The organism is Paraburkholderia acidisoli (genome assembly GCF_009789675.1).
GTDB lineage: Bacteria > Pseudomonadota > Gammaproteobacteria > Burkholderiales > Burkholderiaceae > Paraburkholderia > Paraburkholderia acidisoli.
On record NZ_CP046915.1, the window covers coordinates 101919 to 118642 of the forward strand.

A 16724-nucleotide genomic window follows, 5' to 3' on the forward strand; every position below is an offset into this window, starting at 1 on the left:
ACGACACCCGGAGGAGACCCATGCAAGCCGATACCGAAGCTCGCCCGATTGATTCCCCGCACGCGCGGCCGCGCACGCTGCGCGCGCTGCTCGCCACCACGCGCTGGCGCATGATCCTCATGCTGTTCGGCCTCTACACGGTGAACTGTATCGACCGCATGTCGCTCTCGGTCGGCATGCCGTCGATCGTGCGCGAGTTCGCGCTGAGCCCCACCATGCAGGGCCTCGTGCTCTCCTCGTTCTTCTGGACCTACAGCACGTTCCAGATTCCCGCGGGCTGGGCCGCCGACCGCTTCGGCGCGCGCCGCATGATCGGCATTTCGGCGGTGCTGTGGGGCGGCTTCCAGTGCATTGCGGGCTTCGCCGTGAACGGCGTGATGCTGCTGCTCACGCGCATTGGCCTGGGCGTGTTCGAGGCGCCCTACATGCCTTCGGCGACCAAGCTCGCGGCCGCGTGGCTGCCGCCCGGCGAACGCGCGCGCGGCCTCACGCTGATCGACAGCGGCGCGCCGCTCGGTTCGGCCGTGGGCGGCCTCGTCATCAGCGCGCTGATCGGCGCTTCGGGGTCGTGGCGCACCGCGTTCATCGTGGTGGGCGTCTCGACCGTGGTGCTCGGCATCGCCGTGTGGAAGATGCTGCGCGAAACGCCCGAGCAGCACGCGCGCCTCGCCGCCAGCGAAGCCAGCGAGATTCGCGAAGCCAAACGCGCGGCGGGCGAAGCGCCCGGCGCGGTGGCCAATGCGCCGCTCTCGCGCGGCACGATCGCGGCCATGGTGGTCGGCCGTATCGGCTGGGCGATGGTGTTCTTCGGGCTGGTCACGTGGGGCCCGAACTATCTGTCCGTCGGCCGCGGGCTCGACATCCGCAGCATGGGTCTCGCCACCTTCGCGATCTTCCTCGCGGGCGCGATCGGCGAAATTCTTTCGGGCGCGATCGCCGACTGGCTGCAACGCAAGATGCCGCGCGAGCGTGCGATGAAGCTGCTGTTCGGCGTCTCCGGCGGCATGTCGCTGCTGTGCCTCGTGGCGCTGCCGTTCGTTCAGGACGTGCGGCTCGCCGTGGTCGTGCTCTCGGTGGGCGTGTTCTTCCACCTGTGGGGCGGCCTGTACTGGCTGATTCCGGCCATGCTCGCGCCGCGCGAACAGATCGGCCTCGTGGGCGGCGTGATGAACTTCGCGGGCACGGGCGGCGCGATCGCGGTGCCAATCGTGGTGGGCGTGATCGTCGACGTCACCGGCGGCTATCACGCGGTGCTGCTGTTCCTCGCGGCCTGCGCGCTCACCTATCTCATCGGCTCGCTGCTGATCGACTTCAGCGCGAAACCCACCCCTCGCAGGACGACGGAAACGGTATGAACACGATGTACGACGGCCCCATCATCGACACGCACCAGCATTTCTGGACGCTCGCGGGGCGTCGTCATCCGTGGCTCGCGCCGGGTGTGCGCGTGCCCCACCGCTACGGCGACTACGAGGCGATCAAGCACGACTATCTGCCCGACGACTACCGCCGCGACGCCGCCGGTCACGACGTGATCGGCACCGTCTACGTGGAAGCCGAATGGGACCCGGCCACGCCGCTCGACGAAACGCGCTTCGTGACCGAACTCGCGCGCGAATACGGCCTGCCGAACGCGATGGCCGCGCAGGCCTGGCTCGACGCCGCCGACGTCTCCGAGGTGCTCGCCGCGCAGCGCCGTTTCGCGCTGGTGCGCAGCGTGCGCCACAAGCCGGCGCACGCGCACGCCTCGCCCGGCAACACGCTGATGTCGAACGGCCGCTGGCGCGACGGCTATGCGCAGCTCGCGCAGCACGGCCTGCATTTCGAACTGCAAACGCCGTGGCATCACCTGCGCGAAGCGGCCACGCTCGCGCGCGACTTCCCGGAAACGCTGCTGATCGTCAATCACGCGGGCGTGCCCGGCGACCGCTCGGCCGCGACGCTGCACGGCTGGCGCGAGGCGCTCGCCCCGCTCGCGGCGCGCCCCAACACGGCCGTGAAGGTCTCCGGCCTGTGCGAAGCGGGCAAACCGTGGAGCGTGGACGCCAACCGCGAGGTGCTCGCCACGCTGCACGACCTGTTCGGCGCGGAGCGGCTGATGTTCGGCAGTAATTTTCCCGTCGATGGCCTGTTCCTCTCGCTCGACGCGCTGCTCACGGGTTTCAAGACGCTCGTGGCCGCGTGGAGCGCCGCCGAACAGCGCGCGTTCTTCCACGACACGGCCATGCGGGTGTATCGGCCGATCGGCTTGTGAACGGGCTTTTGAAGCCGCGGAACGACCCGCCCCGGCGGTGGCAAGGAAGCGCGGGTGTTCTATCCCGTGAGAAATTGTTCTGTAAAGTTATTTAAACGTTTGCCGTAAACCGGTTTACGCCCGCCTTGCGGGCGATCCGGAGTTCGGGCGGGCGCGGCAGCACACGCCCCGGCCTCCCTCGAACCGCGGGTGCGGCGACGTCGGCGCGCCCGGGCATGGCTGGTTGCCCGGGCGCGTTCGCATGATTCAAGACCACCCAACGTAAAACAATACCCACTACGACTCGCACCATGACAGAAGCGAAAGATCGCAGCCGGCGGAGCTTTCTCAAAGGCTCCATCGCGATTGCACCGATAGCCGTCGTCGGCATTTCGAGCGCCGTGACCCACAACGGCCAACCGGCCGCTGCACGCGGCCTGCCGCCCGCCGATCAGCCCACCGCCGAGCACTACACGCCCGGCTGGTTCACGCCGGAAGAATGGGCGTTCATCAACGCCGCCTGCGACACCTTGATCCCCAAGGACGACGTGGGCCCCGGCGCGGTGGAACTGGGCGTGCCGCAGTACATCGACCGCCAGATGCAAACGCCGTATGGCGACGCGTCGCGCTGGTACATGCAAGGCCCGTTCTTCAAGGTCGAGCCGGAGTTCGGCTATCAGGCCAAGCTCACGCCGAAGGAACAATACCGGCTTGGCATTCGCGCGATCAACGCGTACTGCCGCGCGCACTTCAGCGGCAAGACCTTCGCCGACTTCACGCCCGCGCAGCGCACCGACTTCTTCAAGAAGATCGAGTCGGCCGAGATCAAGAGCGACGACTTCAACTTCAAGGGCTTCTTCAGCGGCTTCCTGCTCAAGAACGTCATGGAAGGCTATTTCGGCGATCCCTCGTACGGCGGCAACAAGGATATGGCCGCCTGGAAGATGATCGGCTACCCTGGCGTGCGCGCCGATTACCTGGAGTTCGTGGGTGAGGCCAAGCCTTATCCGTACGCACCGGTCAGTCTCTACGGCAAGCGAGGATAAGCATGGCCAGCATCAAGAAAAAACCGGTCGACGCCGTGATCGTCGGCTTCGGCTGGACCGGCTCGATCATGGCGATCGAACTGGCCAACGCGGGGTTGAACGTGGTCGCGCTCGAACGCGGCGACGCGCGCGAGACGATCCCCGACTTCGCGTATCCGCAGATCGTCGACGAAATCAAGTACTCGGCGCGCCAGGCGCTGCTGCAGAACCTCGCCAAGACGACCGTCACGAATCGCCATAACAAGGATCAGACCGCCGTGCCCTACCGGCAGATCGGCTCGTTCAAGCCGGGCGAAGGCGTGGGCGGCGCGGGCGCGCACTGGTCGGGCGTGCAGTCGCGCGTGATGCCCGACGAGTTGCGCTACAAGAGCCATATCAGCGAACGCTACGGCGAGAAGTTCATCCCCGAAGGCATGAACCTGCAGGACTGGGGCGTGACCTACGACGAACTCGAACCGTCTTTCGACCGCTTCGAGCGCGTGTGCGGCACCTCGGGCAAGGCCGGCAATATCGAGGGCAAACCGGTTGAAGGCGGCAACCCGTTCGAAGGCCGCCGCTCGAACGAATACCCGCTGCCGCCGCTCGCGGATCACCCCACCGGCAAGCTGTTCGCGGCCGCCGCGAAGAGCCTCGGCTACAAGCCGTTCGCGCTGCCCGCGGGCAACGCCTCGGGCCCGTACACGAACGAGTACGGCTGCCAGCTCGGGCCGTGCAACTTCTGCGGCTTCTGCAGCGACTACGGCTGCCTGAACTACTCGAAGGCCTCGCCGCAAACCGCCATCATTCCGGCGCTGCTGCGCAAGCCCAATTTCGAGCTGCGCGTGAACTCGCACGTCGTGAAGGTCAACACCGACTCCACGGGCAAGCGCGCGACCGGCGTGACCTATATCGACCCGGAAGGCAACGAGGTCGAACAACCGGCGGAGATGGTGATTCTCGCGGCGTTCCAGTTGCACAACGTGCACCTGATGCTGCTCTCGAAGATCGGCCAGCCGTACAACCCGGACACGAACGAAGGCACCGTGGGCCGCAACTTCTGCTACCAGCTGCTCAATAGCGTGAACATGTTCTGGGACAAGGACACGTACATCAACCAGTTCATGGGCGCGGGCGGCGGCGGTCAGGCGATCGAAGAGTTCAACGCGGACAACTTCGACCACTCGAATCTGGGCTTTATCGGCGGCGGCATCATCTGGGGCCGTCAGACCGGCAACGGTCCGGTGCGCGGCATTCCGCTGCCCAAGGGCACGCCCAAGTGGGGCACCGAGTGGAAGCAGGCCGTGAAGGACAACTTCCTGCATACGGGCCGCATCGAATCGCAATGCAGCAACATGGCGTATCGCGCCAACTTCCTCGATCTCGACCCGAACTATCGCGACGCCTACGGTTCGCCGCTCCTGCGCATCACGCTCGACTGGCAGGACAACGACCTGCGCGCCTCGGAGTACGTGGCCGGCAAGATGATGGAAATCGGCCGTGCGATGAACCCCAAGTCGATCTCGGGCCGCATCATCAAGCCGGGCACGCACTGGGACACGCGCGCGTATCAGAGCACGCACATCAGCGGCGGCACCGCGATGGGCGCCGACCCGAAGACGAGCGTCGTCAACAAGTACCTGCAGAGCTGGGACGTGCCCAATCTGTTCGTGCTGGGCGCCAACGTCTTCGCACACGGCATCGGCTACAACCCGACGGGCCTCGTGGGCGGTCTCGCCTACTGGGCGGCGAGCAACATCCGCTCGCAATACCTGAAGAATCCGGGCGCCGCGATGGTGCAGGTCTGAGCGAGCGATAACACATGAAAAAAATCATCACTGGAGTGGTGGCGGTCGGGGTCGTGGCCGTGGGTGCGCTGTGGGCGTTCGCATCGGTCACGCCGAATGTGACGGTGGATGCCGCGGTGGCGAATCGCGCGGGCGATCCGGTGCACGGCGCGTATCTCGCGCGCGCGGCGGACTGTATCGCGTGTCATACGGCCAAGGGCGGCACGCCGTTCGCGGGCGGCCTGCCGTTCGAAACGCCGGTGGGCACGATCTACTCGACGAATATCACCGCCGACAAGGAACACGGGATCGGCGGCTATACGTTCGAGGAGTTCGCGCTCGCCATGCGCGAAGGCGTGGCGAAGGGCGGCAAGCGTCTGTACCCGGCCATGCCGTTCACGTCCTACGCCAAGGTTTCGGACGCCGATCTGCAGGATCTGTACGCGTACTTCACGCAGCAGGTGCCGCAGTCGTCGCAACCGAACCGCGCATCCGACATCGCCTGGCCGTTGAGCATTCGCTGGCCGCTCGCGTACTGGAGCCGCGCGTTCCATGACGACTCGCGCTACGTGGCCGACACCACGAAGAGCGTGGAGTGGAATCGCGGCGCGTACCTCGTGCAAGGCCTCGCGCATTGCAGCACGTGCCACACGCCGCGCGGCGCGGCGATGCAGGAGCTGGACGTGAGCGGCAAGACCGACCTGTATCTGGCCGGTTCGTCGCTCGACCATACGGCGCCGATCAACCTGCGCTCCTCGGCGGGCGGCGGTCTGGAAGCGTGGTCGGAGGCGGATATCGTCGCCACGCTCAAGACGGGCCGCAATCCGCATGCATCGGTTTCGGGTCCGATGGGCGAAGTCGTCGAGAACAGCACGCAGTATCTGAGCGATGCCGACCTCAAGGCGATGGCCGTGTACCTCAAGAGCCTCGGCACGCCGCCGCAAGCGCCGTCGTTCCATGCCGACGACAACACGCTCAAGACGATCCTCGCGGGGGAAGCGCACGGCCGCGGCGCGGACATGTACCTCGACAGCTGCTCGGCGTGCCACCGCATGAACGGGCGCGGCGCTTCGGGCGTGTTCCCCTCGCTCGTGAACAACGCGATGGTCACGCAGGCGAACCCCGACTCGCTGATCGCCGTGATCCTCGCGGGCTCGCGCCTGCCTTCGACGCAAACGGCGCCCTCGCCGCTCGCCATGCCGGGCTTCGGCTGGCGCTATAGCGACGACGACGTCGCGCAACTCGCGACCTTCGTGCGTTCGAGCTGGGGCAATCAGGGCCCGGCCATCACCGCGAAGGACGTGGCCGCCGTGCGCGCGAAAGCGGGTAGCTGATACCTGGCAAACGAGTAGCAAGTAACCGTTGATGGGCGGTTGTTGTACCGGGGCGCTGCGAGAGCAGCGCCCTTTTTCATTGCCGCGCTCGCGGGTGTCGATCGCGGGTGTCGATCGAGCGCGCCGATCAAACCTCCCAACGCGCCGCCCACGCCATCGCCATCATTCGGGCTTCACGAACCGCAGCGTCATGCGATCCGACTCGCCGATGGCGGCATAGCGCGCGCGGTCGACGTCGCCGCCCTTGTAGGTAGGCGGCAGCGACCACACGCCGTTCGGATAGTCCTTGGTGTCGCGCGCGTTCGCATTGATTTCGCTGCGCGCCGCGAGCACGAAACCGGCGGCCTTCGCGTGCTCGATCACGTAGTCTTCCGTCACATAGCCGGTATCGATCATCTGCTGCAAGCTCGTGCCGGGCCGCGCGCGATGCTCCTCCACGCCCAGCATGCCGCCCGGCTTCAGCGCACGATAGAAGGCGCGCAGGTTCGCGTCGAACTGGCCGTCTTTCATCCAGTTGTGGATATTGCGGAACGTGAGCACGCGGTCGAAGCGCGCATTCGCGTCGAATCCCGTGAACTCGCCCGCGCGCAACGTACCCACCACGACGTTGCCGTAGATAGCCGGCGTGGCCGCGAGCTTGCGCGCGTAAGCGGCGTCGCCGGCGCGGTCCTCGGCCGCCAGATCCGCCGCGGTGCTCACGTATTGCGCTTCGACCAGGTGCCCGCGATCGTGCAGATACGGCGCGAGTATGTCCGTGTACCAGCCGCCGCCCGGCGCGATTTCGAGCACCGTTTGCGTCGAGCCGACTTCGAAGAACTGCAAGGTGTCCTGCGGATGCCGGTACACGTCGCGCGCACGCGCCTTGTCGCCGCGCTGCGTGCCGCCGATAGCCGTGGCGAGTGCGGCGGCATCCTGCGAGGACACGGGCGACGCGCTGGACACCGCTTGCGGCGCGGCCGCGCAGCCTGCGGTGGCAAGCGTCGCGGCCGCAGCCGCGAAGGCGGCGGCGAACAGCAAAGGCAGCGCGATATGTCGCGGCGCGCGGCGCGAGGAAAGATCGGTCATGGGCGAAGTCATCACGGGTGGTGGCAATCAGGTTGCCACGATACAAGCTTTCGGCGCACTTCGCTGTGGCCGCAGCCGCGCCGCTTGAGCAGGTAAACAAAAATTAATCCTCGTGACGACTTGCCGCGAGCACCGCTCCCGTAATCTGGGCGCCTCGACAACTCAAAAGGTGCATCGCTCATGCGCAAGCTCGCCCGTCTCTCCCGTTTCCGCCATTTCGCCGCCGCCACCGTGCTGGCCTCGCTGGCCGTGCCGGCCTTCGCCGCGACCACGCTCTCACCCCGGCAGTGCAACGACTACCCGTTCGTGAAGCTCGACAAGCCCGTGACGCATCGGCAATTGCAGAACGAACTCAAGGAACTCGAATCCGTGGGCTACGACCCGTCCGCCGGCGATCAGGACGACTACCCGAGCGATCTCGAACAGGCCGAAGCCAAACTTCAGGTCAAGTATCGTCAGGATTGCGTAGCAACGGCGAACCGCACGGCGGCGGTGACGCATTCGACGAGCGTCACGTCTGCGAGCGTCGCCCAGCAGTAAGCACGACGTGGAACAGCGGGTCGAACGATCCGCTTTGATCGATGCCGATACAACGAGGCGGCCGTGATCCGGACATCACGGCCGCTTCTTTTTTCGCTACCTGTTTTCACCTTGGCATCAAACGCCGTCCCGCGCCTTTCACCCCGCATCCGGTTCATGCGGCCAGCACTCGACGCACACGATCGCGCCCTGCTCCGAGCCGCCCAGCGAGAGGCGAAAATCGTGCAGTCTCACGATCGCCGAAACGATGCCAAGCCCGAGTCCGCTGCCCGACACGTGCGCGGTATGGCGGCTGCGATAAAAGTGGTTCAACACGAGATTGCGTTCGGCTTCGGGAATACCGGGACCGTTGTCGAAAATCCGCAGTCGCGCGCCCGCTTCCTCGAGTTCGAGACATACGTGCACATGACCGTCGTCCGGTGAGAATTTCACGGCGTTGTCGAGCAGGTTGCTGAACGCCTCGAACAGCAGTTCGCGGTCGGCCCATACCGTTTCCACCGGAGCAATGGACGTATGAATCTGCACGCGCTTGTCTTCGGCAAGCGGACGATACAGCTCGCACAAATCGTGGATGAGCGGCGCCAGATCCACGTAGGTAAACGCCGCGCGGCGCTGCCGCGTTCCCAGTTGCGCAATGCGCAGCATCGCGGTGAAGCGCGCGATCAGCGCGTCCACTTCGTCGCGCGCGCCCCAGAGTAGCGAGGCCACTTCGCCCGCCTTCAGGCGGTCGGCCTCCGCTTTCGCGTTCGCCAGCGAAAAGCGCAAACGCGTGAGCGGCGTACGCAAGTCGTGCGCGATACCGTCGGCGGCGAATTTCACTTCGGTCATGAGCCGTTCGACTTCGTCGAGCATGCGGTTCACGAGCTGCGCGAGCATGTCGATTTCGTCGAAGCCTTTCACGGGCAGACGCAAGGAAAGATCGCCGGCCGCGATGGCGGCGGTGGCCTTGCGCATCGCCGCGACACGCCGCACTTGCCGCAAGCCGATCAGCAAGCCGCCGAGCACGCTCGCGCTCAGGCATACGATTCCGCCCGCCACGAGCGCCTTCACAAGCTCGGCGTGCACGCGCCGCACGTCGTCGAGCGTGCGCGCGACGATCAATACGTTGCCGTCCGGGCGGATCTCGCCCATCGCCCGCAACTCGCGCCGCACCGTGCCCACGCGCTGCGTCATGGTCTGCCCCGTGGCGCTCTCGTGCGCCTGATCGACGTGATCGTAGCGCCGCAATCGCGGCGCTTCGTCGAGGTCGCCCGCGAGATGCCGGCCATTCGCGGCGAACAGCCCGTAGTGACTGTGGAAAAGGCCGCCGCCATGCGTGGCGCGGCTCGCGATGGCGCGGGGCAGGTCGGCGTCGTCGCGCGAATCGAAATAACGCAACTGCCAGCGCAATCCGCTGTCGGCTTCGCGCTCCATCGCGCCCGTGACCGAATACTGGATCAGCCCGAGCAGCACCATGAAACCCAGCGAAAAAATCACCGCATACGCGGTGAGCCACCGGAAGGTGGTCGTGTGCCAGTTCTGCCCTTGCCGTGGGGCCGGACCGGCCTCGGCCAGCGTGGCCGCCGCGGGCTTCCGGTTGCGTTCTATCCAGAGCGTGCTCATGTCTTGCCGTCGTGTCTTCCGATATCAGAGTGTCTCCCTCCTCGCTCCGTAAACCGTCAGCAAGCCAACTGTGAGATGTCTAGACGCGCTCGCGCACGCTGCATCGCATCCATTTTCTGCCGATGGAGCGAGCATACGCATCGGCGAGCGGCCGGAGGCAATCAGCAGCGTGAACGTTTTGTCATGCGCGCAGCCGCGCCGCGCGAACGCCCGTCAATTCGCCAGCAGGTGATCGACGAACGCGACGAGCGCGGGCCGCAGGATGCGATGGTCGCTCGTCGACATGCAGATGAAGAATTGCCGCCGCGCCCAGTCGTCGGTGAGCCGCACGGCCTTGAGCCCGAAGAGCGTGAGATACGACGCGGCGATCAGTTCCGGCATCACGCCAATGCCCACCTTCTCGCGGATCAAACGGCAGCGCGCCTCGTAGTTCGACACCTCGATACGCACGTTGAGCGGGCGCGACAAACTCTCTTCGGCGAGCGAGGAAAACGCCTCATAAGAGTGGCGCGGGAAATAGCCGACGAAGGGATAGTCCATCGCGGCTTCGAGCGGCGTTTCTTCGAGGTGCGCGAGCGGATGATCGAGCGGCACCACCAGCACCACGCGATCCTGCCGGTACGGCACCGAGTGCACGCCGGGCGCGGCCGTGCGCGCGTGATAGATGCCGAGGTCCGCTTCGCCCTCGGTCACGAGGCGCGGAATGTCGTAGCTGTAGCGCTCCTGCAAGTCGATCTGCGCGCCGGGCTCGGTCGCGAAGTAGCGGCTCACGGCGAGCGGCAGATACTGAATGATCGACGAGCGGTTCGCGGCGAGACGGATCTTCGGCATGCCGCCCGCGCCGAACTCGGCCACGCTCTTTTGCGCCAGCTCCACGCCGCGCAGGATCGACTTCGCATGGTGATAGAGCGCCACCCCGGCGGGCGTAGGCTCGACGCCGCGCGCGTGACGCACGAGCAGCACGGCGCCGAGCCGCCGCTCCAGTTCGGCAATGCGCTTGCTCGCGCCCGAGGTGGCGAGGTTTTCGTGTTCGGCGGCGCGCGAGAGGCTCTTCGACTCGATGGCCGAGACGAGCATCTGCAAGCCTTGCAGATCCATTTTCATAGGCGAGGCAATCGATGGGGACACGAGAAGGTGGTCCGGCCGCACGCGGCCGGGTGCCGCCATCATACGTCGCCGTGCCGTGCATCAGAAGCCGCGCCGCAACAGCCTCGCGTCAAAACCCGCGCATCGAAAGCCACGCATCAGAAGCCACGCTTCAGAAACCGTACAGCCGCGCCGGGTTGTCGACGAGAATCGCCTGGCGCAGCGCCGCGCCCGGTATCGCGCGCATGAACAACGCGAGCAGCGCGCTGTCGCCGGGCATCTGCGCGGCGTCGAAGTAATTGACGTGCGGCCAGTCGCTGCCCCACACCACTTGCTGCGGATTGGCCGCGACGATCGCCTCGAAGTGCGGCGTGACGTCGTCGTACGGCGCGCCCTGCACGGTCACGCGGTCCGCGCCGGAAATCTTGGTCCACGCCACGCCGTCGGCCAGCATCGCGAGCAGCCGCTGAAAGCCCGGGTCCCGCACGCCGCGCTCGACGCTCATGCGTCCCATGTGATCGATGACGAGATCCAGCCCGAGCGCGCGCAGCATTGGCTCGAGTTCGGGCAGATCGGGCGCGTGAATCCAGATCTGCGCGTGCCAACCGCGCGCGGCGAGTTTGGGCGCGAGCGCGCGCAAGGCTTCGAGCCCCGCGCCGTTGCGGTACACCGCCTGACCGTCGCGCCGGAACAGGTTGAAGCGCGCGCCGCGCACGCCCAACGCGGCGAGGCGGTCGAGTTCGGCCTCGGTCGTCTCCGCGCCCAGCACCGCGACGCCACGCAGGCGCGCGGGATAGCGCTGCAAGGCGTCGGCGAGCGCGCCGTTGTCCATGCCGTAGACGCTCGCCGTCACCACCACGCCACGCTCGAAACCCAACGCGTCCAGCTGCGCGACGAAGCGTTCCGGCGCGTTCTCGGGCGGCGTATAGCTGCGGTCGCCAGCGAGCGGGAACGCCGCGTACGGCCCGAACGTGTGCGCGTGGCTGTCGCACGCGTGCGGCGGCAGCGTGAAGGGAGGCGTGGCGGGAACGGGCAGCGGGCCGAGACAGGGTCGTGTCATGAGGTATCGAGGGGCGTCGTAAGGAGATGAAAACGAGGCAATCCAGGCTTTCATGGTACTGGCCGCAAGCCGCCGAGCGTTATCGATTTGGAAACGGTGCTTACACCAAAACGCGCAACACGCGCCTTGCCATTGATCAAAATGTGTTCATTGCGCAGGTGGGTTTTCCGATTCGAGATAGCCGACGCCTCACCGGCATCCGGAAAAACCCGCGCATGAACAACAAGACGATGGAGACAATGCCGCCCTTGAACATCCTCATTTCGGACGTGGCCGCCGAGCGTTTCCACCACGACATCGCGCGCACGCTGGACGGCGCGCCGTTCCGCCTGCTGACACCCGACGACGACGCCCACGCCGAAGCGCAGATCGCCTTCGTGAGCCGCGACGTCACCGGCCATTCGACCAAGCACGAACTCACGGCCGCCACGCGCCGCTTCTACGACGCGATGCTCGGTGCGCCGCAACTGCGCTGGGTCCATGCGCATTCGGCGGGCGCCGACCGGCCGGTGTTTCACGCGTTGCTGCAACGCAGCGTGCGCGTGACGACCTCGTCCGGCGCGAACGCGCGCACCGTGGCGCATTCCGCGCTGGCCGGTGTGCTCGCGCTGGCGCGGCGCTTGCCGCTGCTGCACGAAGCGCAGCGCGAGCATGCGTGGCGGCCGCTGCTGCTCGAAGCCTCGCCGCGCGATCTGGCCGGGCAGACCGCCGTGCTCGTGGGCTATGGCGCGATCGGCCGCAAGCTCGCCATGCTGCTCGAAGCGCTGGAGATGAACGTGATCGTCGTGCGCCGCGAAGCGCCGGCGAACGCCGAGACGTTGCCGCGCAGCATCGCCCTCGCCAACATCGACCGCGTCTTGCCGCACGCCGACTGGCTCGTGCTCGCCTGCCCGCTCACGCCGCAAACGCATGGTCTTGTGGATGCGAAACGTCTCGCGCTGATGCCGCGCGGCGCGCACCTCGTGAACGTCGCGCGCGGCGAAGTGATCGTCGAAACCGACCTGATCGCGGCCTTGCGCGACGGCGGGCTCGCGGGCGCGTATCTCGACGTGTTCGAGCATGAACCGCTCACGGCCGCTTCGCCGCTGTGGGATTTGCCGAACGTGATCCTCACGCCGCACATGGCCGGGCAGTCGGACAGCTATTACGACGCGGTCGGCCGCCTGTGGCTCGACAACCTCGCGCGCTGGTGCCGCGGCGAACCGCTCGTCAACGAGGCGCATTGAGACTCGCCCGACTCACGCCGATTCACGCCGATTCACGATACCCATCGACATCAATAAGGCTCGCGATCCAGACGGACGCCACGAGCCGGAGACACCGGAGAGGACCCACGATGAGCCTCAGCATCGACACGCCGATAACGGCAAGCGCGGCCCACGACGCCGCGCGGGAAGCGCAGGAACGCGCGGTCTATCGCAAGATCGCGTGGCGCATTTTGCCGCTGCTCGTGTTCTGCTACATCCTCAACTATCTGGACCGCATCAACATCGGCATTGCGCAGTTGCAATTCAAAACCGATCTCGGTTTCAGCGACGCCGCTTACGGCCTGGGCGCGGGCCTGTTGTTCGTCGGCTACGTGCTGTTCGAGATTCCGAGCAATCTCATGCTCGACCGCGTGGGCGTGCGCAAGACCTTCCTGCGCATCATGGTCGCGTGGGGCCTGCTCTCCACCATGACGATGTTCGTGCGCACGCCCACGCAGTTCTACCTCGTGCGCTTTTTGATCGGCGTGGCCGAAGCGGGCTTCACGCCCGGCATCTTTCTGTACTTGAGCTACTGGTTTCCCGCGCGGCGGCGCGCGCGTATCACGTCGATCTTCTATCTGAGCATTCCGATCGCGGCGATCGTGGGCGCGCCGCTCTCGGGCTGGATCATGCACGCGTTCGCGGGCGATCTGGGCCTGCGCGGCTGGCAATGGCTGTTTCTGCTCGAAGGCGCGCCCTCGGCGATCTTCGGCGTGGTGGTGTTCTTCGTGCTGAGCGACCGCCCGCAGCACGCAAGGTGGCTCACGCCCGGCGAGAAGGCGTTCGTGCTCGCGCAAATCGATCTCGACGACGCGAACAAGCCGCGCCATTCGCGCCCCCACGGTCTTGCCGGTCGAGCCACGCGCGGCGCCTTGCGCACCGTGCTCGCCGACCCGCGCGTGCTGTGCGCGGGCTTCACGTTCGCGTGCAGCTTTTCGCTCGGCAATACGCTGGCGTTCTGGGCGCCTTCGGTGATCCGCGATTCGGGCGTCGCGCACGTGGGCAACGTGGGCCTGCTCGCGGCCATGCCGGCGCTGTTCGGCGTGATCGTGATGATCGTGGCGGGACGCCATTCGGACCGCACGCTGGAGCGCCGCTGGCACGCCGCGCTCGCGCTCATCTCGGCGGCCGCCGCGCTCGCCCTGCTGCCGTTCTTTCGCCACGACACGGCCACGGCGCTCGCGCTGCTCGCGGTGGCCTCGGCGGGCCATTACACGTGCCTCGCGGTGTTCTGGTCGATTCCGCCCACGTATCTGCCGCGCGAGACGGCGGCGGCCGGCATCGCGCTTGTCAACGTGATCGGCTCGCTCGGCGGCGCGCTCAGCACGGCGGCGCTCGGCTGGATGAGCAAGGGCGCGGAAGGCTTCGGCATCGGGCTCGTGCTGCTGGGCGCGGTGATCGCGTGCGGCGCCGTAACGCTGTTGGTGGCGTTTCCCGCGCGCACGCTGAGAGCGGGCGCCGCGTTGCCGCTGTCGTCCTCACCCCGCGAGCGCTGAGCCTCGCACGTTCATGGGATAGAGCGATTCCCACAATAAAAGGAGACAACCATGCACGAGCATTCCGTTCCCGCCACACCCGGCGATCTGGACGCCGCCACGCGGCAGTCGCGCCGGCGCAGCGCGATCCGCTCCATCACGGGCGGCTCGATCGGCAATCTGATCGAGTGGTACGACTTTCACGTTTATACGACCTTCTCGATCTTCTTCGCGGCCTCGTTCTTTCCGCGCGAGAACCGCACGATCCAACTGCTGTCCACGGCGGCGATCTTCGCCATCGGCTTTCTGCTGCGGCCGGTTGGTAGCTGGCTGATCGGTCAATACGCGGATCGACACGGCCGCCGCGCGGGTCTCACGCTTTCGGTGATCCTGATGTGCGCGGGCTCGCTCGCGATCGGCCTGTGCCCCACGTATCCGCAGATCGGCATGGCCGCGCCGCTCGTGCTGCTGTTCGCGCGTCTCGTGCAGGGCTTTTCGCTCGGTGGCGAATACGGCGCGAGTTCGGTGTATCTCAGCGAGATCGCCAAACCCGGACACCGCGGCTTCTACAGCAGCTTTCACTACGTCACGCTGATACTCGGGCAACTGCTCGCCACGCTCGTGCAGGTCGTGCTGCAAGCCGCGATTCCGCACGCGCAGCTCATGGACTGGGGCTGGCGCGTGCCGTTTCTCACCGGCGCGGCGCTCGCGCTCGTGGCATGGTGGGTCCGCCGCAATATCGACGAAACGCCGGATTTTCGCGCGCTGGGCGAGAAGGAAAAACGCGGCGCTTCACTCGGCGCGCTGCGCGAGCACTGGCGGCCCGTGCTGCTCGTGTTCGGCCTCACCACGGGCGGCACGCTCGCGTTCTTCACTTACACCGTGTATATGCACAATTATCTCGTCAACACGGTGGGACTGAGCGCGCAGCAAAGCGCCTGGCTCTCGCTTTCCACGCTCACGTTGTTCATGGTCGCGCAGCCGTTCTTCGGCGCGTTGTCGGATCGCATCGGGCGGCGCGCGCTGCTGCTGTGGTTCGGCATTGGCGGAACCTTCGGCACCTGGCCGCTGCTCACCGCGCTCGCGCACACGCACAGCACCACGAGCGTGTTCCTGCTGCTGTCGCTCGCGCTCATGATCGTTTCGGGCTACACCTCGGTGTGCTCGGTCATGAAAGCCGAACTCTTTCCCGCCCGGCTGCGCGCACTGGGCGTGGGCGTGCCCTACGCCATCGCCACGGCCATCTTCGGCGGCACGGCGGGTTACGCCGGGCTCTGGTTCAAGAGCATCGGCCATGAAAGCGGCTTTTATCTCTATGCCTCGGCGTGCATCGCCTGCACGTTGATCGCCACCTTGAGCCTGCGTCGCAGCGACATGCAGATGGAGTCCTGAGCCAACGCTCGCGGCGCGAATTCACTCCCCTTCCACTCACGGTTAAAGGAACCTCCAATGACGAAACTCCCGGAATTCTCGATCCAGTCGATGCAGGAACAGTGCACGGAAGCCGAATGGCAAATGCGCGTCGATCTCGCCGCCTGCTACCGGCTGATCGCGCTCTACGGCATGTCCGACATGGCGGCCAATCATATTTCCGCGCGCGTGCCCGGCGAGGAAGGCGCGTATCTGATCAACGCATACGGCATGCTGTACGAGGAAGTGACGGCGTCGAGCCTCATCAAGATCGACATCGCGGGCAATATTCTCGGCAAGCCGCTATTCGTGGGCGCCGACTACGGCATCAATCGCGCGGGCTATGTGATTCACGGCGCGATTCACGAGGCGAAGCCCGAACTCACCTGCGTGATTCACACGCATAGCTGGCCCGGCATGGCGGTCTCGTCGCTCAAGTGCGGGCTGCTGCCGCTCACGCAAACGGCCATGCGCTTCTACCAGATCGGCTATCACGACTATTGCGGCGTGGTGCTCGACACGTCCGAGCGCGAGTCGCTGGTGCGCGATCTCGGCGAGAACAACGCGCTGATCCTGCGCAATCACGGCTTGCTCACGGTTGGCAAGACGATTCCCGAGGCGTTCAACGCGATGCATCGGCTCGAACTGTCGTGCAAGGCGCAACTCGCGGCCATGGCCTGCCATACCGAACTGAATCCGGTGCCGCGCGAAGTGCTGGAGGAAACCTATATGAACTATCAGCCGCAAACGCGGCGCCCGTATGGGTTGATGGAGTGGCCCGCGTTGCTGCGCAAGCTGGATCGGCTCGATGCTTCGTATCGGCTTTGAAATCGGCAATACGTTGATACGTCGATAAGTCGATA

At 66.1% G+C, this 16724-nt stretch carries 14 protein-coding genes; 10 read left to right on the forward strand and 4 right to left on the reverse strand.

Features of this window, described 5'->3' with window-relative positions; all coding sequences use genetic code 11:
* Window positions 1–20 precede the first annotated feature (20 nt).
* The 5 genes from FAZ98_RS22710 to FAZ98_RS22730 all read left to right on the forward strand — a co-directional run bounded on the left by FAZ98_RS22710 (window position 21) and on the right by FAZ98_RS22730 (window position 6376).
* Entirely contained in the window at window positions 21–1355 is a 1335-nt protein-coding gene (locus tag FAZ98_RS22710) for an MFS transporter (protein ID WP_158954292.1), read from the forward strand.
* Window positions 1352–2254: an amidohydrolase family protein gene (locus tag FAZ98_RS22715; protein ID WP_158954294.1), complete on the forward strand. Its 903-nt coding sequence runs from the start codon at window positions 1352–1354 to the stop codon at window positions 2252–2254. Before FAZ98_RS22710 ends, FAZ98_RS22715 begins: the two co-directional genes overlap by 4 nt.
* Before the next feature lie 380 nt (window positions 2255–2634).
* On the forward strand, window positions 2635–3279 hold the full coding sequence (locus FAZ98_RS22720) for a gluconate 2-dehydrogenase subunit 3 family protein (RefSeq protein ID WP_325072702.1): 645 nt from the start codon (window positions 2635–2637) through the stop codon (window positions 3277–3279).
* Window positions 3280–3281: 2 nt separating this feature from the next.
* Window positions 3282–5063, forward strand: coding sequence for a GMC family oxidoreductase (locus FAZ98_RS22725; RefSeq protein ID WP_158954298.1), 1782 nt, complete (start codon window positions 3282–3284; stop codon window positions 5061–5063).
* Between the two features lie 14 nt (window positions 5064–5077).
* On the forward strand, window positions 5078–6376 hold the full coding sequence (locus FAZ98_RS22730) for a cytochrome c (protein WP_158954300.1): 1299 nt from the start codon (window positions 5078–5080) through the stop codon (window positions 6374–6376).
* Window positions 6377–6538: 162 nt separating this feature from the next.
* Here the strand turns inward: FAZ98_RS22730 and FAZ98_RS22735 are convergent, their stop codons facing one another.
* The gene (locus FAZ98_RS22735) at window positions 6539–7441 is read right to left on the reverse strand and encodes a class I SAM-dependent methyltransferase (RefSeq protein ID WP_233272881.1); all 903 of its coding nucleotides are present in this window, start codon (window positions 7439–7441) and stop codon (window positions 6539–6541) included.
* 180 nt (window positions 7442–7621) lie between these two features.
* On the opposite strand from FAZ98_RS22735, the gene FAZ98_RS22740 reads away from it, so the two are divergent.
* Window positions 7622–7981 carry a DUF4148 domain-containing protein gene (locus tag FAZ98_RS22740; protein WP_158954302.1) on the forward strand — a complete coding sequence of 120 codons (360 nt, stop codon included), beginning with the start codon at window positions 7622–7624 and terminating at the stop codon, window positions 7979–7981.
* 138 nt (window positions 7982–8119) lie between these two features.
* On the opposite strand, the gene FAZ98_RS22745 is transcribed toward FAZ98_RS22740, so the two are convergent.
* From FAZ98_RS22745 to FAZ98_RS22755, 3 genes are all read right to left on the reverse strand, one after another.
* Window positions 8120–9583: a HAMP domain-containing sensor histidine kinase gene (locus FAZ98_RS22745; RefSeq protein ID WP_158954304.1), complete on the reverse strand. Its 1464-nt coding sequence runs from the start codon at window positions 9581–9583 to the stop codon at window positions 8120–8122.
* A 213-nt stretch (window positions 9584–9796) separates the two neighbouring features.
* On the reverse strand, window positions 9797–10687 hold the full coding sequence (locus FAZ98_RS22750) for a LysR family transcriptional regulator (RefSeq protein WP_158954306.1): 891 nt from the start codon (window positions 10685–10687) through the stop codon (window positions 9797–9799).
* A gap of 154 nt (window positions 10688–10841) precedes the next feature.
* On the reverse strand, window positions 10842–11729 hold the full coding sequence (locus FAZ98_RS22755) for an amidohydrolase family protein (RefSeq protein WP_158954308.1): 888 nt from the start codon (window positions 11727–11729) through the stop codon (window positions 10842–10844).
* Window positions 11730–11944: 215 nt separating this feature from the next.
* Here FAZ98_RS22755 and FAZ98_RS22760 point away from each other — a divergent pair, with 215 nt between their 5' ends.
* The 4 genes from FAZ98_RS22760 to FAZ98_RS22775 all read left to right on the forward strand — a co-directional run bounded on the left by FAZ98_RS22760 (window position 11945) and on the right by FAZ98_RS22775 (window position 16689).
* The gene (locus FAZ98_RS22760) at window positions 11945–12955 is read left to right on the forward strand and encodes a D-2-hydroxyacid dehydrogenase (protein WP_233272882.1); all 1011 of its coding nucleotides are present in this window, start codon (window positions 11945–11947) and stop codon (window positions 12953–12955) included.
* Window positions 12956–13065: 110 nt separating this feature from the next.
* Window positions 13066–14472, forward strand: coding sequence for an MFS transporter (locus FAZ98_RS22765; protein WP_158954310.1), 1407 nt, complete (start codon window positions 13066–13068; stop codon window positions 14470–14472).
* A 51-nt stretch (window positions 14473–14523) separates the two neighbouring features.
* Entirely contained in the window at window positions 14524–15843 is a 1320-nt protein-coding gene (locus FAZ98_RS22770; protein ID WP_158954312.1) for an MFS transporter, read from the forward strand.
* 57 nt (window positions 15844–15900) lie between these two features.
* On the forward strand, window positions 15901–16689 hold the full coding sequence (locus tag FAZ98_RS22775) for a class II aldolase/adducin family protein (RefSeq protein WP_158954314.1): 789 nt from the start codon (window positions 15901–15903) through the stop codon (window positions 16687–16689).
* Window positions 16690–16724 lie beyond the last annotated feature (35 nt).